At 62.2% G+C, this 26,281-nt stretch carries 25 protein-coding genes; 6 read left to right on the top strand and 19 right to left on the bottom strand.

The window, feature by feature from the left end; genetic code table 11:
* Positions 1-56: 56 nt before the first annotated feature.
* The 8 genes from mgrA to ACSQ8R_RS08680 form a co-directional block, all read right to left on the bottom strand.
* Positions 57-1,100 carry an L-glyceraldehyde 3-phosphate reductase gene (gene mgrA / locus ACSQ8R_RS08715; protein ID WP_436252973.1) on the bottom strand — a complete coding sequence of 348 codons (1,044 nt, stop codon included), beginning with the start codon at positions 1,098-1,100 and terminating at the stop codon, positions 57-59.
* Between the two features lie 70 nt (positions 1,101-1,170).
* The gene (locus ACSQ8R_RS08710) at positions 1,171-2,307 is read right to left on the bottom strand and encodes a Gfo/Idh/MocA family protein (RefSeq protein ID WP_436252972.1); all 1,137 of its coding nucleotides are present in this window, start codon (positions 2,305-2,307) and stop codon (positions 1,171-1,173) included.
* A gap of 23 nt (positions 2,308-2,330) precedes the next feature.
* Positions 2,331-3,092: a sugar phosphate isomerase/epimerase family protein gene (locus ACSQ8R_RS08705; protein WP_436252971.1), complete on the bottom strand. Its 762-nt coding sequence runs from the start codon at positions 3,090-3,092 to the stop codon at positions 2,331-2,333.
* 23 nt (positions 3,093-3,115) lie between these two features.
* A complete protein-coding gene (locus ACSQ8R_RS08700; protein WP_436252970.1) occupies positions 3,116-5,548 on the bottom strand; it encodes a beta-mannosidase in 2,433 nt (810 codons plus the stop codon).
* A gap of 277 nt (positions 5,549-5,825) precedes the next feature.
* Positions 5,826-6,938: an ABC transporter ATP-binding protein gene (locus ACSQ8R_RS08695; RefSeq protein WP_436252969.1), complete on the bottom strand. Its 1,113-nt coding sequence runs from the start codon at positions 6,936-6,938 to the stop codon at positions 5,826-5,828.
* Between the two features lie 5 nt (positions 6,939-6,943).
* Positions 6,944-7,861 carry a carbohydrate ABC transporter permease gene (locus tag ACSQ8R_RS08690; protein WP_436255419.1) on the bottom strand — a complete coding sequence of 306 codons (918 nt, stop codon included), beginning with the start codon at positions 7,859-7,861 and terminating at the stop codon, positions 6,944-6,946.
* Positions 7,862-7,871: 10 nt separating this feature from the next.
* Positions 7,872-8,774, bottom strand: a complete 903-nt coding sequence (locus ACSQ8R_RS08685; protein WP_436109785.1) for a carbohydrate ABC transporter permease — start codon at positions 8,772-8,774, stop codon at positions 7,872-7,874.
* A gap of 99 nt (positions 8,775-8,873) precedes the next feature.
* Positions 8,874-10,109, bottom strand: a complete 1,236-nt coding sequence (locus ACSQ8R_RS08680; protein ID WP_436252968.1) for an ABC transporter substrate-binding protein — start codon at positions 10,107-10,109, stop codon at positions 8,874-8,876.
* 414 nt (positions 10,110-10,523) lie between these two features.
* On the opposite strand from ACSQ8R_RS08680, the gene ACSQ8R_RS08675 reads away from it, so the two are divergent.
* Positions 10,524-11,576 carry a LacI family transcriptional regulator gene (locus ACSQ8R_RS08675; protein WP_436252967.1) on the top strand — a complete coding sequence of 351 codons (1,053 nt, stop codon included), beginning with the start codon at positions 10,524-10,526 and terminating at the stop codon, positions 11,574-11,576.
* An 8-nt stretch (positions 11,577-11,584) separates the two neighbouring features.
* On the opposite strand, the gene ACSQ8R_RS08670 is transcribed toward ACSQ8R_RS08675, so the two are convergent.
* Positions 11,585-12,436, bottom strand: coding sequence for an MBL fold metallo-hydrolase (locus tag ACSQ8R_RS08670; RefSeq protein WP_436252966.1), 852 nt, complete (start codon positions 12,434-12,436; stop codon positions 11,585-11,587).
* Positions 12,429-13,862 (bottom strand): NADP-dependent phosphogluconate dehydrogenase, encoded by a 1,434-nt coding sequence (gene gndA / locus ACSQ8R_RS08665; RefSeq protein ID WP_436252965.1) that lies wholly within the window; start codon positions 13,860-13,862, stop codon positions 12,429-12,431. Before gndA ends, ACSQ8R_RS08670 begins: the two co-directional genes overlap by 8 nt.
* Positions 13,863-14,084: 222 nt before the next feature.
* Here gndA and ACSQ8R_RS08660 point away from each other — a divergent pair, with 222 nt between their 5' ends.
* The 3 genes from ACSQ8R_RS08660 to ACSQ8R_RS08650 all read left to right on the top strand — a co-directional run bounded on the left by ACSQ8R_RS08660 (position 14,085) and on the right by ACSQ8R_RS08650 (position 15,666).
* Positions 14,085-14,825: a helix-turn-helix domain-containing protein gene (locus ACSQ8R_RS08660; RefSeq protein WP_436252964.1), complete on the top strand. Its 741-nt coding sequence runs from the start codon at positions 14,085-14,087 to the stop codon at positions 14,823-14,825.
* A gap of 67 nt (positions 14,826-14,892) precedes the next feature.
* A complete protein-coding gene (locus tag ACSQ8R_RS08655) occupies positions 14,893-15,300 on the top strand; it encodes an SRPBCC family protein (protein WP_436252963.1) in 408 nt (135 codons plus the stop codon).
* A 9-nt stretch (positions 15,301-15,309) separates the two neighbouring features.
* Positions 15,310-15,666, top strand: a complete 357-nt coding sequence (locus ACSQ8R_RS08650; RefSeq protein ID WP_436252962.1) for a VOC family protein — start codon at positions 15,310-15,312, stop codon at positions 15,664-15,666.
* Between the two features lie 3 nt (positions 15,667-15,669).
* Here ACSQ8R_RS08650 and ACSQ8R_RS08645 read toward each other — a convergent pair whose 3' ends face one another.
* From ACSQ8R_RS08645 to ACSQ8R_RS08610, 8 genes are all read right to left on the bottom strand, one after another.
* The gene (locus ACSQ8R_RS08645; protein ID WP_436252961.1) at positions 15,670-16,383 is read right to left on the bottom strand and encodes a PAS domain-containing protein; all 714 of its coding nucleotides are present in this window, start codon (positions 16,381-16,383) and stop codon (positions 15,670-15,672) included.
* A 160-nt stretch (positions 16,384-16,543) separates the two neighbouring features.
* The gene (locus tag ACSQ8R_RS08640) at positions 16,544-17,473 is read right to left on the bottom strand and encodes a lipid A biosynthesis lauroyl acyltransferase (protein WP_436252960.1); all 930 of its coding nucleotides are present in this window, start codon (positions 17,471-17,473) and stop codon (positions 16,544-16,546) included.
* A gap of 11 nt (positions 17,474-17,484) precedes the next feature.
* On the bottom strand, positions 17,485-18,513 hold the full coding sequence (locus tag ACSQ8R_RS08635) for a zinc-binding dehydrogenase (protein ID WP_105430290.1): 1,029 nt from the start codon (positions 18,511-18,513) through the stop codon (positions 17,485-17,487).
* A gap of 58 nt (positions 18,514-18,571) precedes the next feature.
* Positions 18,572-19,858: a beta-ketoacyl-ACP synthase gene (locus ACSQ8R_RS08630; protein ID WP_037082205.1), complete on the bottom strand. Its 1,287-nt coding sequence runs from the start codon at positions 19,856-19,858 to the stop codon at positions 18,572-18,574.
* Positions 19,859-19,869: 11 nt separating this feature from the next.
* A complete protein-coding gene (locus tag ACSQ8R_RS08625; RefSeq protein ID WP_436252959.1) occupies positions 19,870-21,069 on the bottom strand; it encodes a beta-ketoacyl-ACP synthase in 1,200 nt (399 codons plus the stop codon).
* Positions 21,070-21,108: 39 nt separating this feature from the next.
* Positions 21,109-21,582 carry a 3-hydroxyacyl-ACP dehydratase FabZ family protein gene (locus ACSQ8R_RS08620; protein WP_037082199.1) on the bottom strand — a complete coding sequence of 158 codons (474 nt, stop codon included), beginning with the start codon at positions 21,580-21,582 and terminating at the stop codon, positions 21,109-21,111.
* 31 nt (positions 21,583-21,613) lie between these two features.
* Positions 21,614-21,898, bottom strand: coding sequence for an acyl carrier protein (locus ACSQ8R_RS08615; RefSeq protein ID WP_092662234.1), 285 nt, complete (start codon positions 21,896-21,898; stop codon positions 21,614-21,616).
* Between the two features lie 117 nt (positions 21,899-22,015).
* Complete coding sequence (locus ACSQ8R_RS08610) at positions 22,016-22,987, bottom strand: nucleoside hydrolase (RefSeq protein ID WP_436252958.1); 972 nt, start codon at positions 22,985-22,987, stop codon at positions 22,016-22,018.
* A 177-nt stretch (positions 22,988-23,164) separates the two neighbouring features.
* On the opposite strand from ACSQ8R_RS08610, the gene ACSQ8R_RS08605 reads away from it, so the two are divergent.
* Complete coding sequence (locus ACSQ8R_RS08605) at positions 23,165-23,950, top strand: TSUP family transporter (RefSeq protein ID WP_436252957.1); 786 nt, start codon at positions 23,165-23,167, stop codon at positions 23,948-23,950.
* Here ACSQ8R_RS08605 and cobU read toward each other — a convergent pair.
* Complete coding sequence (cobU, locus tag ACSQ8R_RS08600; RefSeq protein ID WP_436252956.1) at positions 23,947-24,468, bottom strand: bifunctional adenosylcobinamide kinase/adenosylcobinamide-phosphate guanylyltransferase; 522 nt, start codon at positions 24,466-24,468, stop codon at positions 23,947-23,949. The genes ACSQ8R_RS08605 and cobU overlap by 4 nt on opposite strands.
* A gap of 799 nt (positions 24,469-25,267) precedes the next feature.
* Here cobU and ACSQ8R_RS08595 point away from each other — a divergent pair.
* Positions 25,268-26,263: a glycine betaine ABC transporter substrate-binding protein gene (locus tag ACSQ8R_RS08595; RefSeq protein WP_436252955.1), complete on the top strand. Its 996-nt coding sequence runs from the start codon at positions 25,268-25,270 to the stop codon at positions 26,261-26,263.
* Positions 26,264-26,281: the final 18 nt, after the last annotated feature.

Genomic DNA, 26,281 nt, shown 5'->3' with positions numbered 1-26,281 from the left:
GGGGAGAAGGTCCCGGCAGGGGGATGAGGGACAGCTCCAGCCCCCAGTTTAGTTTCTCAACGCGATGGCCCCGCCCGCTCGGCCGACTTGGCCCAGAGGTTGATGTCGGCGTCCTTGGCATAGGTGTCGATCTCGGCGAGCTCGGCTGCCGTGAACTCCAGATTATCGAGCGACCTGACGCAATCCTCGACCTGTTCCGGGCGGCTGGCGCCGATCAGCGCCGTGGTGACCCGGCCGCCGCGCAGGACCCAGGCAAGCGCCATCTGCGCCAGCGTCTGGCCGCGCTTTTCGGCGATGGCGTTGAGCGCCTTGAGGTTGGCGATGTTCCGGTCGTTGAGGAAGGCCGGGCGCAGCGACTTGCCCTGCGCGGCGCGGCTGCCGTCCGGAATGCCGCTGAGATACTTTGAGGTCAGCATGCCTTGCGCGAGCGGCGAAAAGACGATCGAGCCGATGCCGAGGTCTTCCAGCGTGTCGAGCAGGCCATCTTCCTCGACCCAGCGGTTGATCATCGAATAGCTCGGCTGGTGGATGAGAACGGGCGTGCCCAATTCCTTGAGGATCGCTGCCGCCTCCTGGGTGCGCTTCGAGTTATAGGACGAGATGCCGACGTAGAGCGCCCTGCCCGAGCGCACGATATGATCGAGCGCGCCGCAGGTCTCCTCAAGCGGCGTGTCCGGGTCGAAGCGATGCGAATAGAAGATGTCGACATAATCGAGACCCATGCGCTTCAGGCTCTGGTCGCAGGAGGAGACCAGGTATTTGCGGCTGCCCCATTCGCCATAGGGGCCGGGCCACATGTTGTAGCCGGCCTTCGACGAGATGATCAGTTCATCGCGAAAACCCCTGAAATCCTCGCGCAGGATCTGGCCGAACGCGGTCTCGGCGCTGCCGGGCAACGGGCCATAGTTGTTGGCGAGGTCGAAATGGGTGATGCCGAGGTCGAAGGCCTTTCGGGCGATCGCGACCTTGCGGTCATGCGGCGTGTCGTCGCCGAAATTGTGCCAGAGGCCGAGCGAGATCGCCGGGAGCTTCAGTCCCGAACGGCCGCAGCGGTTATATTTCATGGTTTCGTAGCGGTTGGACGCTGGTTGCCAGGTCATGATCGAAATCCTCCGAATGAAATGCGGCGCGACCGATGTCTCAAGGGGTGCGCGCCGCATTCATAGCCGATCAGCGCAGAAGCGCCAGCGCCTCGTCGATGCCGAGTGCCGCCGGCTGGGTGCAGGTGGTCGAAAGCTCGATGAACCGTCCTTCCTCACCGGATTTCAGGATCGAGGCCATCACGTCGATGCCGTGGAGCGTGCGTTCCAGCGAGCAGCGGGCATCGCGGCCTTCGATCAGCGCCATCGCCATGTCCGCAAGACCCGCCGTGCGATAGTTGGCGCGCGGTCCCTGCGGATGTTCCTGGTTGTCGATGCCAAAGGGATGGTTCCAGGGCTCCAGAGGCCGGATATCCTTGTTGCGGCCGCTCGCCTCGACGGTGCCGCCGAAGAAGTTCGGGTCGGGCACGAAGATCGAACCCTCGGTGCCGTAGAGCTCCATATTGGCATGGCGGTGCGACCAGACATCCCAGCTGGCAGACAGCGTGATCGTCGCGCCACTGACGAATTCGAGCAGCGCATGGATGTTGGTCGGTGTCTCGACCGGGATCGATTGTCCCTTGAACGGTCCCTCGCTGGTGACATCGCGCGTCGGGCTCGCCATGGAGGTGAGTGCGCCGACCCGCTTCACCGGACCGATCAGGTTGATCAGGTTGGCGATGTAATACGGCCCGAGATCGAGGATCGGCCCGCCGCCTTCCAGGAAGAAGAAGCCGGGATTGGGATGCCACATTTCCATGCCGGGGCTCATCACATGGCAGGTGCCGGAGGTGATGCGCCCGACGCCGCCCTCGTCGATATATTTGCGGGCAAGCTGGTGTGCGCCGCCGAGGAAGGTGTCCGGCGCGCAGCCGACCGACAGGCCTTTCTCTCTGGCGAGCGCCTGCAGCGCCTTGCCTTCTTCGAGCGTGATGACCAGCGGCTTTTCCGAATAGACGTGCTTGCCGGCTTCGAGGATCGCCTTGGAGACGGCAAAATGCGCCGCCGGAATCGTCAGGTTGACGATCACGTCGAGCTCGTCATTGGCAAGCAGTTCATCGATAGACTGCGCCTTGACGCCGTATTCCTCGGCACGCATTTCCGCCGCCTGCTCGTTGATATCAGCGCAGGCGAGCACCTTGAGGCCTTTGAAAAGCGGCGACAGCTTGAAGTAGGTGGTGGAAATATTGCCGCATCCCATGATGCCGACGCCAAGTTCCTTGGGCATGGAAAACTCCAAAAATGCTGTGATCAATAGGTCTTGAAGGAGGCGATCGAGCGGGTCAGCAGCCGGTCGAGATCGTTCGGATTGTCGTGTTCGAGGACGTAGTGCTTGGCGGACGTCTTCTTGAGCGCCGCCATCAGGTCCTTCCACGGGACGGTGCCATGGCCGACATCGGCCCAGCCGTCCTCATCCTTGTTCTCGCCGGCCGGCGCGATGTCCTTGACGTGGACGGCGGTGATCCGCTTGGCATAGCTCTCGATCCAGGCGAACGGATCGGCACCGCCGCGGATCACCCAGGCGATGTCCGCTTCCCAGGCAAGATCCGGCCCGCCGGCAAGAAGCTGTTCCTGCGGCGTCGAACCATCCGCCAGCGTCTTGAACTCGAAGTCATGGTTATGCCAGCCGAATGTGTAGCCGGCATCCCAATACCGCTTGCCGATACTCTGCAGCCGCTGTCCGAAGGCGAACCATCCGGCGGCATCGGCCGGCCGCTGGTCGGCCATCAGATGCGGGCAGTAGATCGCCTGGACGCCGAGCGTCTTTGCGATCAGCAGCGCCTGTTCCGGCTCCTTTTCGAGAAGATCGATGCCGAAATGGCCGGTCGGCATGGTCAGGCCGTTGGCATCGAGATCACCCTTGAGCGCCTTCAGGCCCGCCTCGTCGAGCGTCGCATAGATGCCGCCAAAACCCTCCACCTCGGTATAACCCGCCTGGGCGACCTTCTTCAGGACATCGGAAAGCGGCGGGAAATTGCGGGCGCAATAAAGCTGAAAACCGAGTTTCGTCATGGTGTTCCTCCTTGATAGAGACCTCAGCCAGAAGCCTGGCAGGAATAGAGGTCGTAGATGCGGAATTGCGGGGTCGCGTCCGTCGGTCCGGCGGGCGTGAAACGGATGCTGCGGCTTTCGCCGGCGGCGAGATCGAAGGCGTTGTCGGAATAACGTCCCGGCATGCCGCTCTCGACCAGCACGAAAAGGGCAAGCCCCTGGGCGGTGATCCTGAGGTCGAAGGCACCGTCACCGGACGGAGACACGGAAAGCTCGAGGCCTGCCGGTTCGAGCTCCAAGGCCTTGTAGCTGCCGGGGACATGATGCCCCTCGCCGCCCATGCCGTTCGATGCGGTGAAGGTCCACGCGAGGATCGTGCCATCCGGAATTTTCGCGGCAGGCAGTGCCAGCACGGTCACCGCCGCATCCGGCGTACAGGCGGCCTCGACGCTCCGGAGCGCGGTGCGTTCGCCCGTGAGCGTGAGGAGCGACAGATCGAGCGTCACCGCTACATCTTGCGCCGTGTCGTTGACGAGCGAGAAGCGGATTTCCTGGCCATCATCCGATGGGATCGCGGCAATCGCGACCGGCTGGAAGAAGCGCCGCGCCATATAATGCAGCGCCTTCCAGCTGCCGCCGTAATCGAGGCTCGACCAGGAGGCGACCGGCCAGGTGTCGTTGAGCTGCCAGTAAAGCGCACCCATCGTATGCGGTTTCAGCGACCGCCAGAAATCGACGGCGGTCTTGATCGCCAGCCCCTGCTGCACCTGGCTCAAATAGACGAAATTGGCGAAATCGACCGGGAAACGGAAATTGCGGAACATGGTACCGGCAATGCGCTCGTTGCCGCCGGCATTCTTCTGGTGGTGCTCCATGACCGGCGAGGCGATGTTCATGTCCTTGGCAGCGGCATAGGTCGCGACGACCGGCAGCGAGGCATAGGACTGGAAGCCGAATTCCGAGCAGAAGCGCGGCCGCACCGAACGATAGTTGTCGAACGGCTTGTTCTCATGCCAGACCGACCAGTAGTGCATGTCGCCCGAACCATCCGCATGCCAGGCATCGCCGTAGTCCAGATAGCCGGATGCGGGGCTCGAAGGCCACCAGATGGCGTCGGGCGCGGCCTTGTCGAGCGCCTGTTCGATGACACGGTTCAATCTGTCGTAGGAGACGAGGTAACGGTCGCGGTTCTCACGCGATTCCGGAAACCATGTCAGTGCGCCGACCAGTTCGTTGTCGCCGCACCAGAGCACGATGGACGGATGCGAGATCAGCCTGCGGGCCTGATAATCGATTTCCGCCGCGACGTTTTCGAGGAAATCGGGCGTAGACGGATAGAGGTTGCAGGCGAACTGAAAATCCTGCCAGACCATCAGGCCAAGCCGATCGCAGAGATCGTAGAACCAGTCCTGCTCGTAGAAGCCGCCGCCCCAGACACGGATCATGTTCATATGGGCATCGACGGCGGAGCGCAGCAGGTCCTCGGTCTTTTGCAGGCTCGACAGGGAAAACAGCGCGTCGGCCGGGATCCAGTTGGCGCCGCGGCAGAAGATTTCCCGACCGTTGATGCGAAAAGCGAAACGGCTGCCGGCCTCGTCGGGATCGGTCAGCAGTTCGACGGTCCTGAGACCGATCTTGCGGGTGACGGATTCGGTCGGGGTGCCGACCTTCAATTCGTACAGGGCCTGTTCGCCGCTGCCCGAAGGCCACCAGAGTTTCGGGTTCTCGACATGGAAGACGTGGCTGATGACCGTCTCGCCGGCACGCACGCCACAATCGAGCCGGACCCGCTCGTCGCCGAACGAAAAGAACACCGGCAGCACGCCCTGCCCTTCGGCAAAAAGCGTAACCGTGACGATGAGATCGACTTCGCCGGCCTCATGTCTCTGACTGGTGACAACGTGTTCGATGCGGGCGGCCTCGAGCTTCTTCAGCGAGATTTCGCCGTAGAGGCCGATCGGCGCCAGCGCGATATTCCAGTCCCAGCCGAAATGGCATTGCGGCTTACGCAGCATGTTGCCGTTCGGGATCGGTGAATTACCCGTGGAATAGGGAATATAGAATGGCTGGCGCGCCTGCCGCTCCGCAGCTTCGGCGATACTGGAGCGGAAGAGGATGCGGATCGTGTTCTCGCCGGATTTGAGCGCCTTCGATACGTCCGGGCGGTAACGGCGAAAGCAGTTGTCCGCCTGCAGCACCGGGATATCGTTGACGAAGGCGGTCGCGACCGTATCGAGATAGGTGATGTCGAGATACCAGGAGCCGGCCGGATCATCGAGCGTGAACTGGCGTTCGACCACCCAGTCCGTATTCGCGACCCATTGGACATCGTTCTCGTTGCGGCCGAAATATGGATCCGGAATGATGCCGGCAGTCTTCAGCGCGGTGTGCACGTCGCCCGGTACCGGCATCCCGGTGCGATGTCTTCCGTCGGCAGAGGCGAGCTGCCAGGGGCCGGATAGGTTGAACGTGGTCATTGCACCGGTCCGCAAAATTTACGACGTGCCGTACTGGCCCCCCTCTGTCCTGCCGGACATCTCCCCCTCAAGGGGGGAGATTGGCTGGGCGCACGCGAGCCTCTCCTCATCGTAAGTCCTGCAAGCAGTGTGGGCGGCTGTAGGGTGATGGTTCGGCCATTTGGAATCTCCCCCCTTGAGGGGGAGATGGCCTGCAGGCCAGAGGGGGGTACCGCCTGCCGCGACGGCAGACGACTCGGGCGTGGTCGGCCCCCATCGAACTGGCTCGGCGAAAACATCAGATCCGCTCTTCCGTTCCCGCGTCGAACAGCGAGGCCATGCTCATGTCGAAGGCGAGGCGCACCTTGGCGCCGACGGCGTAACGCCTTGCCCCGCCGATGCGGACCGACATCACGTGGCCGGCATGTTTCAGCCAGAGCAGGTTGTCGGCGCCCATGGGCTCCTCGATATCGACCACCGCCTCATGCACTTCGCCGCCGCCGATGTCGCCGTCTACCTTGATGTGTTCGGGACGGACGCCGAGGATGACCTTACGTCCGCCCTTCAGTGGCCCGTAAGCATCATAACCGTCGAGCGAGAAGCTGATGCCATTGGTCTTGAAGACGGTACGATCACCCTCCTCCGCCAGTTCGCCGGTCAAAAAATTCATCGACGGCGAGCCGATGAAGCCGGCGACGAAACGGTTCTTCGGCCGGTTGTAGATGGTCACCGGATCGTCGAGCTGCTGGATGACGCCGCTCTTCATGATGGCGATGCGGTCGGCAAGCGTCAGCGCCTCGATCTGGTCGTGGGTGACGTAGATCATCGTGTTCTTCAGCGCCTGATGCAGCCGCTTGATCTCGACGCGCAGTTCCGAGCGCAGCTTCGCATCGAGGTTCGACAACGGCTCGTCGAACAGGAAGACATCGACGTCGCGCACCAGGGCGCGACCGATCGCGACGCGCTGGCGCTGGCCGCCGGAGAGTTCGGAGGGCTTGCGCTTGAGGAGCGGCTCGATCTGCAGGATGCCGGAGGCGCGCGCCACGCGGCGGTCGATCTCGTCCTTCGGAACCTTGGCGACCCGCAGGCCGAAGGAGAGGTTCTTTTCGACCGTCATCTGCGGATAGAGCGCATAGGACTGGAACACCATGCCGATGCCGCGGTCCTTGGGCTCTTCCCAGGTGACATTCTTGTCCTTGATGAAGATCTGCCCCTCGGTCGGCTCCAGAAGCCCGGCGATGCAGTTCAAAAGCGTGGACTTGCCGCAGCCGGACGAGCCGAGCAGGACCAGGAACTCGCCGTCCTGGATGTCGAGGTTAAGGTTTTCCAGAACCTTCACCGAGCCGAAGGACAGCGACAGGTCGCGGATGGAAACGCTGCTCTGAGTGCGCGCGGAAACATTGTTGAGCATCAGGCTTACCCTTTGACTGCGCCGGCCGCGATGCCGCGGACGAAAAGCCGGCCGGAAACGAAATAGACGATCAGCGGAACCGCACCCGTCAACAGCGTCGCCGCCATGTTGACGTTGTATTCCTTCACGCCCTGAACCGAGTTGACGATGTTGTTGAGCTGCACGGTCATCGGATAGGTATCCGGCCGGGTGAACACCACGCCGAACAGAAAATCGTTCCAGATGCCGGTGGTCTGCAGGATCATCGAGACGACGAAGATCGGCAGCGACATCGGCAGCATGATCCGGAAATAGATCTGCCAGAACCCTGCCCCGTCGATGCGCGCCGCCTTGAACAGTTCCTCCGGCAGCGAGACGAAATAGTTGCGGAACAGCAGCGTCTGGATCGGCATGCCGAAGATCGAATGCACCAGGATGAGGCCGTAAAGCGAGCCGTAGAGACCGATTTCGCGCAGGATGATGACGATCGGATAGATCATCACCTGATAGGGGATGAAGGCGCCGACGATCAGGATCGTGAAGAAGATCTCCGAGCCCTTGAACCGCCAGTTGGCGAGCGCATAACCGTTCACCGAGGCGATCGCGATCGACACGATCACCGAGGGCACGGTGATGCGGACCGAATTCCAGAAGCCGCGCGAAAGGCCGTCGCAGTTGAGGCCTGTGCAGGCCTGCGCCCAGGCTTTCACCCAGGGCTCGAAAGTGATCTCCATCGGCGGCGAGAAGATGTTGCCGAGGCGGATTTCCGGCATGCCCTTCAGCGACGTGACGACCATCACGTAGAGCGGCACGAGATAATAGAGCGCCGCCAGTCCAAGCGCACCGTAGACGATGATATTGCGCGACGAGAGCACCTTGCGGGGGCGTTTCCCCTGCGGACCGGCTTCCAGCCGGGAGCCGGCCGGATGGGAGATGACAGGCATCGTGAGCGATTTATCCACGCTTGCGTCCTCCGAATTCGAGATAGGCCCAGGGCACGATGATGATGGCGACGGCGAGCAGCATCATCGTCGATGCCGCAAAGCCCTGGCCGAGGTTCTGGGCGAAGAACATGTAGTCGTAGACATATTTGGCAGGCACGTCGGAGGCGATGCCGGGGCCGCCGCTCGTCTGCGCCACGACGAGGTCGTAGATCCTGACGATGCCGCTGGCGATGATCACCAGCGTGGTGACGAAGACCGGCCGCATCATCGGGATGATGATGAAGAGATAGGTCTTCCACATCGGGATGCCATCGACGCGCGCGGCCTTCCAGATGTCCTCGTCGATGCCGCGAAGCCCGGCGAGCATCAGGCACATGACGAGCCCCGTCCCCTGCCAGAGTGCGGCGATCAGGATGCCGTAGATGACGATGTCGGAATTGTAGAGCGGATCGAAGGTGAAGCTCGTCCAGCCGAGAGAGCGCACCACCGACTGCACCCCGAATTCAGGGTTGAGGATCCACTGCCAAACAAGGCCTGTGACGATGAACGACAGCGCAAAGGGATAGAGGAAGATCGTCCGGAACGTATTTTCGAACCGGATCTTCTGGTCCATCAATGCGGCCAGGAGGAAACCGATGGTCAGGCTGAAAACGAGCGAAAAGCATCCGTAGGTCGCCAGATTCTGGATCGAGACGATCCAGCGCGGCGTATCCCAGAGCCGCTCATACTGTTCCAGGCCGACGAAGGACAGGCGCGGCAGGAGCTTGGAATTGGTGAAGGAATAAACGACGGTCCAGATCGTGCCGCCGAGGAAGATCACCACGGCCGTCAGCATCATCGGGATCGAGGCAATCTTCGAATTGAGATTGCGGAACAACTGGTTGGGTCGGCCGGGCTGAGTGTGCGCCGCCATGGTCAACTCCTCTGGATAGCAAGGGCTGCCGGAAGCGAGCCGCCACCGGCCCCGCCCCTTTCGGGCGCGGAGCCGGCTGCTGGATCGCTGTCGGTCGGATCAACCGGCTTTGGAGAAAATAGCGACGAAGCGCTTCTGGGCCTCCTCGGCCGTGATCGACGTATTGGCGAAGAATTGCGACATGAGGTCTTCCAGCTGCTTCTGCGTATCCTGCGTGATCAGCTGGTCGGTGCTGGTGACGACATTGCCCTTGGCAAGGATCTCGAGACCCTTCTTCATGCAGTCGTTGGCGGCCGCAAGATCGACGTCGCCGCGCACCGGCAGCGAGCCCTTCTTGAGGTTGAAGGCGACCTGGGTCTTGGCATCGAGCAGAGTGGAGGCGAGCGCTTCCTGGGCCTTGGTCTTCGCCGCGTCCTTGAGGACCGGGAAGTAGAAGGCGTCGCCCGCCGTCGAGATGATCTCGTTGACGCCGAGGCCCGGCAGGCAGGTATAATCGACACCGGCCTTCTTGCCGGCCAGCTGGAATTCGCCCTGCGCCCAGTCACCCATGATCTGGCCGCCGGCCTTGCCGGTGATCACCATGTTGGTGGCCTGGTTCCAGTCCTGGACGTTGGTGCCCTTCGACATTTTGCGGGCATCGTCGGCCGCCTTGAAGACCTTGGCCATTTCCGGACCGGCCGCGACCTTCGCGTCCTTGTCGCCATAGACCTTCTGGTAGATCTCCTTGCCGCCGATCGCGACCGTCAGCACGCTGAACAGGCCGGTCGACTGCCAGGCCTGGCCGCCGACCGCCAGCGGTATGATGCCGGCCTTTTCAAGCGCCGGAGCCGCAGCGACATACTCGTCCCAGTTCTTCGGAACCGCAACGCCCGCCTTCTTGAAGGCGTCGTTGGAGAGCCACAGCCACTGCCAGGAATGGATGTTGAGCGGCACGCAGTAGATCTTGCCCTCGAAAGTGCAGGATTTCAGCAGGCCGGCAGGGCGGACGATCTTGTCCCAGCCTTCCTTCTTGGCGAGGTCGGTGAAATCGCGCATCAGGCCGGCCTGGACCAGTTCCTCGGCCTGGCGGCCATGGTTAAACTGAGTGGCCGCCATCGGATCGCCACCGGTGATACGGCTGATCATGATCGGACGAGCGGTGCCGCCGGAGCCTGCAATCGCCCCGTCGACCCATTTGTTGCCGGTTGCGTTGAAAGCCTTGGCGAGTTCCGCGACGGCGGCAGCCTCGCCTCCGGACGTCCACCAATGGGTGACTTCGAGATCGGTGGCGTGAGCCGCGCCTAGCGGCAGCACCACGGTTGCGGCCAATACCGCCGCGAAAGCACGAATATTCATGAGTCTCCTCCCTCACTGAAACGTTGCCGTAAAAACCTAGGCCAATCCCCCATGTCACGCAACCCGTTCTGCGAGAAAAAATTCTGGAGTCGAGAAAATACAATCCTAAGAAGAATACAGTGAAATGTCGGCGTCACCCAGGCCCGATCAATTTCCAGCGATTTTGCCCGAAATGTCCGACATAACAGGCAATATCAGGAGCCCAGCATTCGCGCCTGCACAAATCCATTTCGCATATGCGTTGTACAACCCAAGGATAGGTAATTTTGGCATTGATCAAAATTCCACTCGACTTTTTACCTGTATCGTTTCAGTTATTGATTTCGAGTGGAGGACAAGGGAGGTGTCGCGACGTTTCCGGGCAAGCTTCAGCCCTTTATAGTGGCCAACTGACTCGGGCAGCGACGGCAAACAATGGACGACAGCGGAAGACCAAAGACGGGCGGAACGCAGATGGCGGTCCGCGAGCGTCCTACCTTGAAGACGATCGCCTATATGACGGGCCTCGGCATCACCACGGTCTCGCGCGCGTTGAAGGACGCGCCGGATATTGGGGCGGACACCAAGGAACGCGTCCGCCTCATCGCCAACCAGCTCGGCTACCAGCCGAACCGCGCCGGGGTGCGCCTCAGAACCGGCAAGACCAATGTCATTGCCCTGGTGCTCAGCATCGACGAGGAGCTGATGGGTTTCACCAGCCAGATGGTGCATGGGATTTCCGAAGTGCTGGGCGGCACGCAATATCACCTTGTGGTGACGCCGCATTCCTTCCAGAAGGATCCGATGGTGCCGGTGCGCTATATCCTCGATACCGGCTCGGCCGACGGGGTGATCATCTCCCGCATCGAGCCTGACGACGCGCGGGTAAGGTTGATGACGGAGCGAAACCTCCCCTTCGTCACCCATGGCCGCAGCGACATGGGGATAGTCCATCCCTACCACGACTACGACAACGAGGCTTACGCCTATCAGGCCGTCCAGAAGCTGGTGGAAAAAGGTCGCCGGCGAATAGCCTTCCTGTCTCCGGGAAGCCGCTTCTCGTTCTACGTCCACAGCCGCATCGGCTTCGAACGCGGGCTTGCCGATTTCGGGGCGACCGAAGTGCCCATGGGCCGGGTGACAAGTGAGACGCCGCTGGACGAGATCCGCGCCTATGCGGAGCGCATGATGCGCTCGGTCGAGCCACCGGATGGCATCATCTCGATCAGCGGCTCGGCGACGATCGCGCTGGTGGCCGGACTGGAGGCGGCGGGCAGGAAACTCGGGCACGACGTCGACGTGGTATCGAAACAGTCGGCCGATTTCCTCAACTGGATCCGACCGGAGATCTATACGGTCAGCGAGGACATCCGCCAGGCCGGGCGCGAGCTCGCCAAGGCCCTGATGGCGCGCATCGACGGCGTCGGCCCGGAACTGCTGCAGAGCGTCGCAAGGCCGGTCTGGTCGAAGATGGCGCCGAAGGACTGAAACTCCCCTCAGAGAGGGATGATGAGCCCGTCGCGCCCGACGATGAGTTCGCCGGAAAACGTCTCGCCAAGCGCCGCGCGCCAATCGCTCTCGCCGAAGGCCGGATCGTCGGCGGGAATGAGATGGTTGAGGGCAAGCCGCCGGACGCCTGCGGCCGTCGCGATCCGCCCAGCATCGGCCGCGAACGTGTGCGACGCGATCAGGTGTTCCCTCAGCCTTGCACCATTTCCTGTCCGCGACACGATGCTTTCGACACCCTGAGGCAACATCGCTTCATGCACGAGGATGTCGGCGCCCGAGGCGAAATCCGCCAGGGGTGGAAAATAGGCCGTGTCGGCGGAAAACACGACCGCGCGGCCCGAGCCTTCGAATTTCAGAGCGAAACAGTTGGTCACCGGCGGGTGATCGACACGCAGCGCCGTCGCGCTCAGCCCGTCCGTTTCCAGAACGAGGCCGGGGCCGTATTCGTGGATGGTCACCAGGCTTTCGAGATCCGGCCGCCCCTCGTCCGCGATGCGGGTCGCAATGTCATAGGCCAGCGAGCCGAGAAACCCCTGCCACACGGCTCCGATGCCGCCCGGACCATAGACCGTCACCGGATGGTCCAGACCGGCCGTCCAGGCCGTATGGATCAGCGGCCCGAGTTCCAGCACGTGGTCGGAATGCAGGTGGGTGATGAAGATGAGGTCGAGTTCGCGGAGCGGCATGCCGGCTTCCACAAGTCCGCGAGAGACCCCGAGACCGCAGTCGATCACGATGCGACGGCCGCCAAGATCGAGCAGCGTGGAAGTCGGGGATGGACCGCCCGGCCGAATGGCCGGGCCGCCTTTGGTTCCGAGAAGGACAAGCCGATCAGGCAAATTCGCTAAGCCCGCTGCCCCACGGGCCATGGTGCTTGTCGACGCCGTCGAGGCGGTCGAAGCCGTGGGCGCCGAAGAAGTCGCGCTGTGCCTGGATGAGGTTCGCCGTGCCGCGGCCTCGGCGATAGGCGTCGAAATAGGAGAGTGCCGAAGCGAGCGCCGGAACCGGCAGGCCGGAAAGTGCGGCGTAAGAAACGACGCGACGCAGCGGAGCGTCGGTATCCTTGACCATCTGTGCGAATGCCGGCGTGACGATCAGGTTCGCCACATGCGGATCCTTGGTGAAGGCCGAGGTGATCTCGTCGAGGAAAGCCGAGCGGATGATGCAGCCGGCGCGCCAGATCTTGGCGATGGTCGGCATCGGCAGGTTCCAGTTATATTCGGCGGAGGCTGCCGACATGACGGCGAAGCCCTGCGCATAGGCGGCGATCTTGGCGGCCAACAGCGCGCTTTCGAGATCGGCGATCAGGGCCGCCTTGTCCTTCGGGGCTTCCACCACCTTCGGCAGGCCGAAGATCTTCTCGGCAGCGAGGCGTTCGGTCCTCTGCGACGACAGGATGCGGCCGGCGACGGCGGCTTCGATGGCGGTCGCGGCGACGCCCATGTTCTGGGCTTCGATGACCGACCACTTGCCGGTGCCCTTCTGGCCGGCAGCATCGACGATGAGATCGACCATCGGCTTGCCGGTGATCGGATCAGAGGCTTTCAGAACGGTCTGGCTGATCTCGATCAGGTAGGAATTGAGGCGGCCTTCGTTCCACTTGCCGAATACGTCGCCGATTTCAGATGCGCTCATGCCGAGGCCGTCGCGCAGGATGCCGTAGATTTCGGCGATCATCTGCATGTCGGCATATTCGATGCCGTTGTGGATGGTCTTGACGAAATGGCCGGCGCCGTTTTCGCCGAGCCAGGCAACGCAGGGCTCGTTATTGAACTTGGCGGAGATCGAGGTCAGCACCTTCTCGACGCGCTTCCAGCTGTCCTCGGTGCCGCCGACCATGATCGACGGGCCGTGGCGCGCGCCTTCTTCACCGCCGGAGACGCCCATGCCGATGAAGGTCAGGCCGCTATCCTTGAGATTGTCGAAGCGCCGCATCGTGTCGCGGAAATTGGCGTTGCCGGCATCGATCATGATATCGCCGGCCGACAGGTAAGGCTTCAGAAGTTCCATCTGCTGATCGACCGGATCGCCGGCCTTGATCATGATGATGATCGGCCGCGGCGGGCGAATGGAGGCGACGAATTCTTCCAGCGTCTCGCAAGGAATAAGCTGGCCCTGCAGTTCGCCGGCCTCGGCGTAGAACTTGCGGGTCGCTTCCGGAGACCGGTTGAAGACGGCGATCTTGTTGCCTTTTTCGGCAATGTTGAGGGAGAGGTTAGAGCCCATGACGCCGAGCCCGATAAGGCCGATTTCTGCCTGTTCCACGGATGTGCCTCCATATTGAGATTCGAGGGTGTTGTCGCATTCATATAGGCCAACGGCAAGGCGATGGCGACGCTAAACGATTAAATTTCCATGACACTCCGTCTTCTCCTGGCAGGGGCAGCGACCTGTTTTTTTCGCAAGGGACCGCGTCTTGCGACTGCCGGATTCGGATGCGACAAGGAGGATATGAATACGGCCGAAAATATGTGCAGGGATTTGCCGATGCTGGCTATGCGCGCCGGCACTTACCGAGAGCGGCCGGCGACCGGGCCGCTTTCGAGACTGTTTTGCCGTGTCTGGTCCCATCACCTGCCGCGGGAATTCGAGGGGCAGATTGCCGTCGTGCCGGACGGTTGCTCCGACCTGATCTGGGCCGGCGACCGACTGGTGGTGATCGGCCCCGACCGCACCGCCGCGTTCCCTGCCCTCCCCGCCGGAGAAACCGTGCTTGGCCTGCGGTTCAGGCCCGGCGCTGCTCTGCGCTGGCTCGATGTGCCGTTGAGCGGGCTGGTCGGGCAGGCCGTGCCGCTGCGGGAACTGCGGGATGACGTCCGGACGATAGAGGAGCGGCTTGCCGGAGAGCATTGCTCGGCCGCGAGGCAGGCTCTTTTCCGGATGTGGGCCGAAAACGAGGCTTCGGCCGCCGCCGATCCGCAGGGCGACATGGAGGCGCTCTTCGCATCGCTGGGGGTCGGCGCATCTCCAGAACCATCCGCGCGAAAAACCTTCGGCGAACGCACGCTGCGCCGGCACAGCCACGATCACTTCGGGTATGGGCCGAAGACGCTCGAGCGCATCCTTCGCCTGCAGCGCTTTCTTCACCTGGTGCGCCGGCCCGCATCCGGAAACCTCGCTGTCCTCGCGCTTGAAGCCGGTTATGCCGATCAGGCGCATATGACGCGCGACGTGAAGGATCTGACCACTTTGACGCCGAGAGAGATTCGCGGACAGCTTTGCGGCTGATTGTCCGTTTTGTTCAAGAACCGCTGTTTCTCATCGGATAGACCGAGGAAAAATCGAGGATCCCACCATGACCACCCTGCCCGCCCGTATCATCCATGTCGGCATCGAGAGACCCTGGCAGCATGTCTACGCCTTCGCGAGCCGGCCGGAAAACATGCCGCTCTGGGCATCCGGCCTTGCAGCCGGGCTGACCCGCGACGGCAACGACTGGATCGGTGACGGCGGGCCGGTCGGCCTGGTGCGCGTGCGTTTCACCTCCGACAATCCATTTGGCATCCTCGACCACACGGTGACGATGGAAAACGGACTTATCGTCGAGAATCCGTTGCGCGTCGTGCCCAACGGCGATGGCGCGGAAGTCATGTTCACGCTTTTCCAGCGCCCCGAGCTTGACGACGCAGCCTTTGAAGTGGACGCCGCTCATGTGCGCAAGGATCTCGGGGCACTGAAAAGGCTGCTGGAAGACAAGAAATAGGAGGGCCCGATGGGCACCAAGGGAGCCGATCGCAAGATCGACTACATCGAATTCAACGTGAAGAATATCGAAGACGCCAAGGCGTTTTACGGTTCGGCCTTCGGCTGGACTTTCACGGACTATGGACCGGACTATTGCGAATTCCAGGACGGAAGGCTGACGGGCGGCTTTGCGAAGTCGACAGAGGTAGCAGCCAAAGGCGGCCCGCTCGTCACTCTCTTCGCGGACGATCTGGACGATGCTCTGGCGCGGATCGGGAAAGCCGGCGGCCGGATCGTCAAGCCGATCTTCTCATTCCCCGGCGGGCGGCGATTCCACTTTGCCGATCCGGAAGGCTACGAGCTGGCCATCTGGTCCGACAAATAACGGTCAGGCCGCGGGGCGCCGGCGCCGGTCAGCGGTTTCCTGCATCACCAGCAGCGCGCCGATCAGCTGCGAGGAGCCCGAAACGCAGGGAGACATGCGGCAGCGAACGACGACCGTCTGGCCATCGACCTGATCGGCGTAAGTCAGCGATATGCTCTCGCCCGCAAAACAGCGATCGAGGTTTGGCTTGAATTCGTTCTTGAAACGATGAAGGCCAACGAATTCCGCGAAATGCCGGCCGATCAGCGCGTCGCGGGCGAGATCAAGACGGCGGGCGTTGGTCTCGTTGGAATAAAAGATCCGATAGCCCGGAGCGATCACCACGATCCGGTCGGAAATCCGGTTGAGCAGAGCGTCGTCGAGAAACCCGTCGGCGGTCGCATCGGCGATCACCGCGTGCTCGTGCACTTCCGGCTCCGGACGGCGATTGGCCGACAGGCCGGCCTCCGGCACCACGTAGCGCTCCACAAGCATCTGCAGGAGATGTCCGTTGCGACGGACGCAGCCACGGTCGTCTGCCTCTTCGTTCAGGAGGTCGAGCGCGAAGCGGAATTGCGCCTGGATGCTGGCCGGATCCTTGCTCTGGCTGGAAAATACAGCGAGCAGGAGAGGATCGAGTTCGCGATCGAGCGAAGCGGTCGCAGAGACGTCATTGCGCTCGACCGCCTGCCGAAGGTCGGCGTATTTTGACCAGAACAGATCGATCAACGCTTCCAAAATGCCCTCCCCCTCGTCCCGGAGATATCGCCGATCCTTTCTCCAGGATCAACGCCTCCGATAGTCAACGCGATTCAGATTAATTTATCCCTCAAAAAGCAGAGCCAATATTTGGTCGGTGACTTAACGTAGAAGCGATGAAATCCGATATATTATCGGATTACAGATACCGCTTGATATGCCAACGGTCGTGGTACCAGAGCCACTGTTCTGGATATTCGCGAACCCAGCTTTCCACCTTGTCGTTGAGGAGCTGCCCGGTGGCCTGGAGATCCAGTTTGCCGTTCGTATCGCGGGGCAGTTCGATCTTCGGTTCGATCTCGAGCCGGAAGCGGTTTCCCGGCAGTCGGATGCAGCGGGCCGGATAAACTTCCGCATCGAACTGCCGGACCAGCTTTGCGAGCAAGGGGCTCGTCTGGACGGGCTGCCCGAAAAAGCTGGTCTTGAGACCCTTGCGGAATTTCTGATCCACAAGGACGCCGACGCCGCCGCCCGTTTCGAGCTTGCGCGCCAAGGCAAAGGACGAGCCGGCATGCGAAGGCACGAGCTGCCCCATACGGGCGCTGCGGAAGGCGAAGACCTTGTCGGCGATGTAAGGATTGTTCGGCGGTCGGAAGAGGACCGTCACTTCTAGGCCGAATGCATTGCCAGCGACCGGCAACAATTCAAAATTGCCCGTATGGGCCGTGAAGACGATGAACGGCCGCGGATTGTCGCGCAGGTCCGCGAAGATCGGAATGCCCGAGACTTCCACCCTGCCCGGCTTGTCCTGTTCGGGATCGAAATCGAACAGCCTGTCGAGGAAAACATACTCGGCGGCGAGCCGGCCCATATGGCCCCAGCTCGCTATGGCGATCTCTTCGAGTTCCTCGTCGGTCTTTTCCGGATAGGCATTGCGCAGGTTGACGAGCATCAGCTTGTGGCGGCCGAGCTTGGGTCCGATGCGACGTGCCATCCGGTCGGCGAACCGGATGCCCGGGTCGGCCGGAAAGATCTTCAGGAAATTGAGGAGCCCGAACGCGCTCTGCGCCACCAGCCATTGCTGGAAGTGCAGGAGCGCCAGGGCGATCCGGGTCAGGAACATCTTCACGGGCGGGTGCCTTAGTCCATCCGGAGGACGATCTTGCCGAACACCTGGCGGGTTTCCATCCGCTCCAGCGCCTTGTCGATCTCGCCGAAGGTGACCTCCGTGTCGATCACCGGATGAACGATGCCCTGCGCCATCTTCTGCATGGCATTCGCCATGTTCTCCATGCGGCAGCCGAACGAGCCGAACAGTTTCAGCTGCTGCTGGAACAGCATCATCAGGTTCATGTCGGTCGATACGCCGGACGTCGAGCCGCAGGTGACAAGGCGTCCGCCGCGCTTCATGCACAGCATCGAGCCGGCCCAGGTATCCTTGCCGACATGTTCGAAGACCACGTCGACGCCCTTCTTCTTGGTGAGCTTGCGCACGACGCCCTCGAAGCGGTCGGTGCGGTAGTTGATGACGTGATCGGCGCCGAGCGCCTTGGCCCGTTCGATCTTGTCGTCCGAGCCGACTGTCGTGATGACGGTGCAGCCGATCTTCTTGGCGAGCTGGATCGCCGCCGTGCCGATGCCCGAGCCGCCCGCATGGACGAGAATGGTTTCGCCCGGCTGCAGCTTTGCATTGTCGAACAGCATGTGCTCGACGGTGCCGAAGGTGACCGGTGCGAGCGCCGCGGCGACCGCATCGACGCCCGGAGGGGCCGGCACCAGCAGGCGGGCCGGCAGGTTGGCCTTTTCCTGTGCAAAGCCGTCCAGATGGAACCCGTGCACGCCCGAAACGTGTTCACAGAGATTGTCGCGCTTCTCGCGGCAGGGCTTGCAGAGACCGCAGGTGCGCGCGCCGTAGATCGACACGAGCTGGCCCGGCAGGACGTTCGAGACGCCCGGCCCGATCGCTTCGACCACGCCGGAGGCTTCCGCCCCGATCGTCAGCGGCATCTTGCGCTTGGCGAACGCCATGCCGCGCCAGCCCCAGACGTCGATATGGTTGAGCGCGACCGCCTTGACCCGCAGCGTTACCTCCCCCGGGCCAGGAGCTTCCGGTTCCGGAATATCGACCGCTTCGAGCTTCCGGTCATCGATCAGTTGCAGAGCGCGCATAACAGGTCTTCCTTCGCTCGGAGGCGTCCAATTCGTCAAACGTGATTGGCGACGGTCTCTAAGCCGGTTCCAGCGTCATGACAAGGCTGGCGTTCTGTCCGCCGAAGCCGAATGAGTTGGAAAGCACCGCCTTCGGCTGCCCGTCCCGCTTCTTGTTCGGCACGACATCGAGCACGATCGTCGGATCGGGGTTGGTATAGTTGATGGTCGGCGGCAGGGTTCCGGTCAGCATCGTCTGGATCGAGAAGACGGCCTCGACTGCGCCGGCCGCGGTCAACGTATGGCCTATCATCGACTTGTTGGAGGAAACCGGGATTTCCTTCAGCCGGTCACCGAAGACGGCGAGCATCGCACCGTATTCCATCTTGTCGTTTTCCGGCGTCGAGGTGCCGTGGGCGTTGATGTAGCCGATGCCGCTTTCGTCCATGCCGGCATCCGCCAGCGCAGCACGAATCGTGGCGATCGCCGGGCCGCCGTCCGGCGAGGAACGGGTGCGGTGGAAATGGTCGGCCTTTTCGCCGCAGCCCTTCATGATGCCGAGCACCTTGGCGCCGCGGGCGATCGCCGATTCGAGCGATTCGAGCACCAGCGTCGCGGCACCTTCGGCGATGACGAACCCGTCGCGGTCCTTGCTGAACGGCTTGGAAGCCTTTTCCGGCGGATCGTTCTGGGTGGAGAGCGCCGAGAGCAGCGAAAAGCGGATCAGCGCTTCGGCGCTGACCGAACCGTCGGTCGCGACGACCAGAGAGCGGTCGGTGCGCCCCTGGCGGATCGCTTCGACGCCGAGCTGGATGGCGGTGACGCCGGATGCGCAGGCCGTCGAGAGCGTCACCGGCAGTCCGCGTGTGCCGAACTTGTCGGCAAGGCGTTCGGAGATCGAGCCGAACTGGACGGCTTCGAGGAAGACCGGATCCGGACGTTCGCGCATGGCGGCGAGGAAACGGTCATAGGCATCGCCTTCGGCCTTCGACGGCGGAGCGCGGTCGGCAAGCGCGAAACGATCGCTCCATTCCGGCTCGACCGGCGGTGCGGCAAGGAACAGCGGTCCGTCGAAATCGCCGGAAAGGCCCGACTGGGCGAGCGCCTCGGTGGTGGTCTCGCGGGCGAAGGCGAAGGAACGTTCGACGGAGTTTTCGGCCGGGACGGCGATGAAATCCACCGTGCCGCTGATCCGCGTGGACAGGCCCTCCGTCGGAAAGCGGGTCACCTTGTGGATGCCCGATGTGCCGGAGGTCAGCGCCGCCCAGTTGTCGGCAAGGCCCTGGCCGAGCGAAGTGATGACGCCCATGCCGGTGATCGCGATGATCGGACGGCCGAGATGATCCTTGAAGCGGTTGTCGCTCATCAAAATCTCCTTTACGCGGCCGAGAGGACGGCAAGGCCCTCGCCGCGCGTATAACCGACGGTCGTCACCACGGCGTGCTTCGCCGGCGCCGCCATCGGCGTCTCGTTCTCGGCATCGAATGTGGGTACTGTGGAGGCGCCGTCCAAGGCCAACGCCGCGAGCGCCAGACCGAGCGGGAACTGGGCTTCCATGCCGTGCCCGGTGACACCGCCAAACCCGCGGATCGCCGCTCCGGGGAATTCGGTCTCCAGCGCCGCCTTTTCCCGCGTCGTGAGATCGACGACGCCGCTCGCGCCGGAAAACACGACCGTATCGGCCTTGGAAATGCCCGAGGCATGACCTGCAAGACGGGCCAGACGCTTTTCAAGCCGGCCCTCGTCGCGATTGCCGCGATCGCCCTCGATTGCATCGATGACGGCGTAGATATGGGCGCCGCGGGCTTGCGCATGGGCGCGCGATTCGAGCACCAGGAAGGCCCCGACCGTGCCCATGATCATGCCGCCGCCATTGTCGGCGGAACGCGACCAGAGCGGATGCCAACCGCCCGTCGCATGCGCCTGGATGCCTTCGACCAGAAGGATGATGTCGGCGCGTTCGGCGACGAAGGCGCCGCCGACCAGGCTGTGGGTGGATTGGCCGGCCTTGATGCGGTGGAAGGCGGTCTCGACGGCGGAGATGCCGGCCGCCTCTTCGCCCATGAAGGTGCGCGACGAACCGGTGACCTTGTGGACGATCGAGATGTTACCGGCAACCAGGTTGGAAAGCTGGGCGAGAAACAACGTCGGCCGGAGCTCGGTGGTGAGCTTCTCGTTCAAAAGCATTTCGCGGTCGTTGCGCTTCAGGGCTTCGTCGACGATCAGCGAATCGACCTTGATGTCGCGCTCGCCGCCGCCGGCGGCGACGATCATGTCCATGGAAGCGCAGGCTTCCGCGTCCGTCTTGAGGCCCGCGTCGTCGAGCGCGAGACCGGCCGAGAACACGCCGAGCCGCTGCCAGTTCTCCATCTGGCGCTGGTCGCCGCGCTTGGCGATCTGCGCCGACCAGTCGATCTCCGGCATCGGATGCACCGGATAGGGCGCGAAGCGGTCGGTTTCGACTTTCGGGGCGCCGGCTCCGGTCGCCGACAGGAGCGCGATATGCGGCTCCTTGCCAACGCCCTGGCTGGTGACGATACCGATACCAGTGATCACGACATCATTGTCAGACTTCATAATGTCCTCTTTGACCCACCGGCTTGAACGGGCGGGCTTTTATGCGCTTGCGGCAATCGCATCCATCAGGCCGACCTCTTCCGCGCGCTTGCGGATGACCGGCGCCAGCGGGATTTCGCTGAACGGCATGGTGCGCAGTTTGAGCTGCGCGTCACAGACCTTCTTGCCGTTACACGTGATCTTTGCCTTGGTCACCGCGTAACCGGACCCCTCATGCTCCAGAAACGCCTCGATGTCGAGAACCGCGTCGGGCTCCACAAAGGCGCGCATCTTGGCGCCATCGACCGACATCAGGAACGGCATGGCGGCGAAATCGGTGGCGGCAAGCACCAGGAAACCGGAGGCCTGCGCCATGGTCTCGATCAGGAGCACGCCCGGCACCAGCGGCATTCCGGGAAAATGGCCTTCGAAGACAGGGCTTTTGGACGGTACGACAGACCGCGCCTTCAACACCTTGGCCCCAAGATCGACCGCTTCGACGCGGTCGATCATCTGGAAATATTCGAGCAGCATAAGTTTGCCGGCCGGGGATGATCGGAGACGATCAGCCCTTGGCCGCCTTCAGCTCGTCGATCTTGGCACACAGGTTCTTCAGAACGAAGTATTCTTCGGTCGAAACCTTGCCTTCGTTCACTTCCTGGGTCCACTGCTCCAGCGGAATCTTGATCCCGAATTCCTTGTCGATGGCGAACACGATATCCAGGAAGTCCAGGCTGTCGATGCCCAGGTCATCGATCGTGTGGCTTTCCGGCGTGATGGTTTCGCGATCGATTTCGCTGGTTTCAGCGATGATGTCGGCAACTTTATCGAATGTAGCTGTCACGCCCATGTCCTTTGTCGAATATCAAAATCAAGGTTCCACATAGGGAAATCGATCACAAATGCCAATGGCCTCGTGTTCCCGCATGAAAATTTGCACCGGAACTGTTGCCTAAACAGCAATCGCCTAGGCTCCGGAGGCCCGGCTCTCGACCAGCGCGGCCCGGATCACCTCGAGAATCTCGCCCGATCGGACATCCGTGCAAACCCACTGGCTCGGCTGGCCGTCCCAGGCCGTGCCGACGAACTTGCGGGCGTTGTCAGGGGCCTGGATGGTTTCGCCGTCGGCAATGCCGCCGCAGACGACTCGCACCGGACCGGTGCGGAGGATGAAGAGATCAGGCCGTACCAGATAGACGCAGGCCGTGCTGTCATGCACCGCCATCCCGGAAATGCCGACACGGCTCTTGTAGAACTCGATGTAATATTGCGACAGGTCGGAGAGCAGCCTCACCGACTTTTCGCCCGACTTGGCCATGTCGGCGAGATACTCCCCCGTCATGATCGTCTTCATCGTCACGTCCAGACCGACGATCGTCACCTTCCACGGCGTGGTGAATATGATGTCGGCGGCTTCCGGATCGCCATGGATATTGGCTTCCGCTGCCGGCGTGACGTTGCCGTTGACATCGAAGGCGCCGCCCATGACGATGACTTCCTTGACGAGACCGGCGAAATCCGGATCGGCCTGCAGCGCCAGCGCCAGGTTGGTCATGCGGCCGACGGCGATCAGCGTCACCTCCCCGGGATTGTCGCGGACGGTATCGATTATGAACTGGTAGGCGGGACGCGGATCGAGCGGCCAGTCGATCGTCTCCGGCACGCCGATATTGCCGAGACCGTCGAGGCCGTGCACGACGGAAGCGGCGCGATCGTCGTTGCGCAACGGATCGATCGTCCTGTCGGCACCTTTGGCGATGGGAGCTGAAATCCCCCATTCCTGATGCAGGAACTGCGCATTGCGGGTGGTGAGATCGAGCGGAACATTGCCGAAAACGGTCGTCACGCCAAGAAGATCGATCTCCGGATGCCGGTGCAGAAAGAGCAGCGCCATTGCGTCGTCAACGCCGGGATCCGTGTCGAAAATCACCTTGTGCATATGCTTTTCCTCATTTCGGCTCTTCGAAAGCGGCGCACAATAGCGCCAAACCGATGATGCGCAATCCCGGAAGCGACATGGCTGCAGTTCGCGGAAGGCGGTTGCGGCGACGACGGTTCGATGCGAAAAACCCGCCGTGCCCGCCCGGGTGCGCTTACGCTTACAGAGTCTCCTCCCTTGACCGACCTCGCATTCCAATTCCTCTTCCTGCTGTTTCTTGCCGCGATTTTTGCCGGCCTGGTCGATTCGATTGCCGGCGGTGGCGGGCTCATCACCATCCCGGTCATGCTGATCGCCGGCATTCCGCCGCTCGAGTCGCTTGCCACCAACAAACTGCAGTCGCAGTTCGGGTCCGCGTCAGCGACGATCGCCTATGCGCGGCGAGGTCACGTGAACCTCAAAAGCCAGTTGCCGATGGCGGCAATGTCGCTGATCGGCGGGGCCATCGGCGCCACCCTCGCGTCGCTGGTGCCGGCGGGCTGGCTTGCGGCGGCGATCCCGTTCCTGCTGATCGCCATCGCGCTGTTCTTCGCGATCAAGCCCAACCTCAACGACGTCGACAGTCACCGGCGGGTGACGCCGTTCGTGTTCGGCGTGACGGTCGTGCCGTTGATCGGCCTCTACGACGGGATATTCGGGCCTGGCGCAGGCTCGTTCTACATGCTGGGTTTCGTGCTGCTTGCGGGCTTCGGCATGCTGAAGGCGACCGCTCATACCAAGCTGATCAATCTCGGCTCGAATTTCGGCTCGTTCCTGGTCTTTGCGGCAACCGGGTCGGTGCTGTGGAAGATTGGCCTGATCATGGGCGTTGGCCAATTCCTCGGCGCCCAGGTGGGTTCGCGGCTGGCCATGAAGAACGGCGCGAAACTGATCAAGCCGCTTCTGGTCGTCTCCTGCCTGGCGCTGGCGCTGAAACTGCTCGCCGATCCGGCCCATCCCGTCAGGGTCTGGCTCGGCTTCTAGCCCTTCATCCTGAGGGGCAGGCCGGCGGCGATGAAGAACACCTCGTCGGCCGATGCCGCGATCCGCTGATGCAGCCTGCCGGCATGGTCCCTGAACTCCCGCGCCATCCTGTTGTCCGGCACGATGCCAAGGCCGACCTCGTTGGAGACGATAATCAATTTCGCCGAGAGGCTTTCGGACTGCCGTACGAGTGCGGTCGCGGCAGTGTCGATATCGCGCTCGTCCATCATCAGGTTGGTGAGCCAGAGCGTCAGGCAATCGACGAGGACGACCCTGCCCGGCGCATCGATGTCGCTCAGTCGCTGCACCAGATCGAGCGGCACTTCATGCGTGGTCCAGCCGTCTCCGCGATCGGCACGGTGTCGGGCGATGCGCTCGCGCATCTCGTCGTCATAGGCACGACCGGTGGCGATGTAGTGCCGTTCCAGGCCGCTCTCCTTCGCAAGCCTTTCCGAAAAGCCGGACTTGCCCGAGCGGGCGCCGCCGAGGACGAGGGTAACGTGACCGTTGCGTGTCATGGAGAAAATGGCCTGAACCAGAGGGGACCGGACGATTCGTAGACAGGAGGCGTCCGGCCCTGTTGGTGATGATGTCTCTGGATTCGCATTACACGGTAAATGGTGCAGCGATATACGCGAAGTGTCAACCAACACCCGGCTGACCCTCGCTCGACGTTATCGAAGATGGCAGCCTCGGCTGACCGGGTCCGGCCAGCCGATTTCGGCCGCAAATCCGCATATCTGGCAAAAGGAGGCAGTGGCCCCGTATTTGCCGGTTGCGAGTTTGACAATGATCGGAAGATGAGGTGTCCGCGGGCCAACAAACGAGGCCTGCCATCGGACGGCAAGGGCGACCGGTACGCACTACCTGATCCGGCGCCAAGCGCGAGCTAACCGCCCGCATGAAAAGCAATAACGCCACATTCTTACCGGATGGTTAGTGAACTCCGTAAGTTACGCGTTTTTCTGCCTTTCCTTGCGGTTACCCAAGAAAGGGTCATCGACAAATCCGCCAATCATCGACGGGTGACAGATTTGGCGCGAAACCGCTCCCCTGTCGGAGTGCGAAAAAAGAGGCTTCTCCGGCTCGAACGACTGACGCCGGCCAGATTACGCCGAGCGGTTAGTGTTGATTTCTGACGAGGAAACCGTACCGTGATTTGAGCTGACATATAAATGCGCAGTATCTGTGAAAAGCTGCCGCAAATGCGGATGTGACAGATCTTTCCCCGAGGTTGCATGGCCGCTTCCATCGGTTGACCACCGTCTCGCACGCCACTGCAATGACACTGAAAGGAAAAGGCCGGGAGGTCCCTGAATGAAAAAAATCCTCGCTTCCATGGTCTTCGCCGGCGGTCTTTACGCCTTCGCAGGTTCGGCACATGCCGATTGCGGCTCGATCTCGATCGCCGAAATGAACTGGGCATCGGCCGGTGTTGCGGCCAATCTCGACAAGATCATCCTCGAACGAGGTTTCGGCTGCACGGTCCAGCTCGTCGCGGGCGACACGCTTCCGACCTTCACTTCCATGAACGAAAGAAGCCAGCCGGACCTCGCGCCGGAATTCTGGATCAATTCGGTTCGCACCTCGCTCGACAAGGCTGTTGCCGAAGGCCGTCTGGTCATCGGCGCCGAAATCCTGTCCGACGGCGCCGTCGAAGGCTGGTGGATCCCGAAGTTCCTTGCCGACGCGCATCCGGATATCAAGACGGTCCCGCAGGCGCTCGCCCACCCGGAACTCTTCCCGGGTCCGCAGAAGTCGGCCAGAGGCGCCGTCTACAACTGCCCGTCCGGCTGGAGCTGTCAGGTTTCGACGGCCAACCTTTTCAGGGCGCTCGGGGCCGAAGAGAAAAATTTCGACCTGATCGACACCGGCACCGCTGCTGGCCTTGACGGATCGATCGCCACCGCCTTCGAAAAGAAGACCGGCTGGCTCGGTTACTACTGGGCGCCAACCGCTTTCCTCGGCAAATACGAGATGGTGAAACTTTCCTTCGGCGTGCCGCACGACAGGGCCGATTGGGACGCCTGTACCGCGGTGCCCAACTGCCCGAACCCGAAGGTGAACTCCTATCCGACGTCCCAGGCCTTCACCCTGGTGACCAGGCAATTCGCCCAGAAGGCCGAGGTGGCGACGGATTATATCAAGAGGCGCAAATGGACCAATACGGCGGTCAACAGCGTGCTTGCCTGGCAGGAGGCGAACAAGAGCACCAACGAAGCTGCCGCCAGACATTTCCTCGAAAGCAGTCCGGATATCTGGACCAAGTGGGTTGCTCCCGACGTCGCCGACAAGATCAAGGCATCGCTCTGACGCGATTGTTCGAACCGG

This window comes from Neorhizobium sp. LjRoot104 (assembly GCF_964253725.1).
Classification (GTDB): Bacteria; Pseudomonadota; Alphaproteobacteria; order Rhizobiales; family Rhizobiaceae; genus Neorhizobium.
This window is presented reverse-complemented; position numbering and strand designations above follow the sequence as displayed.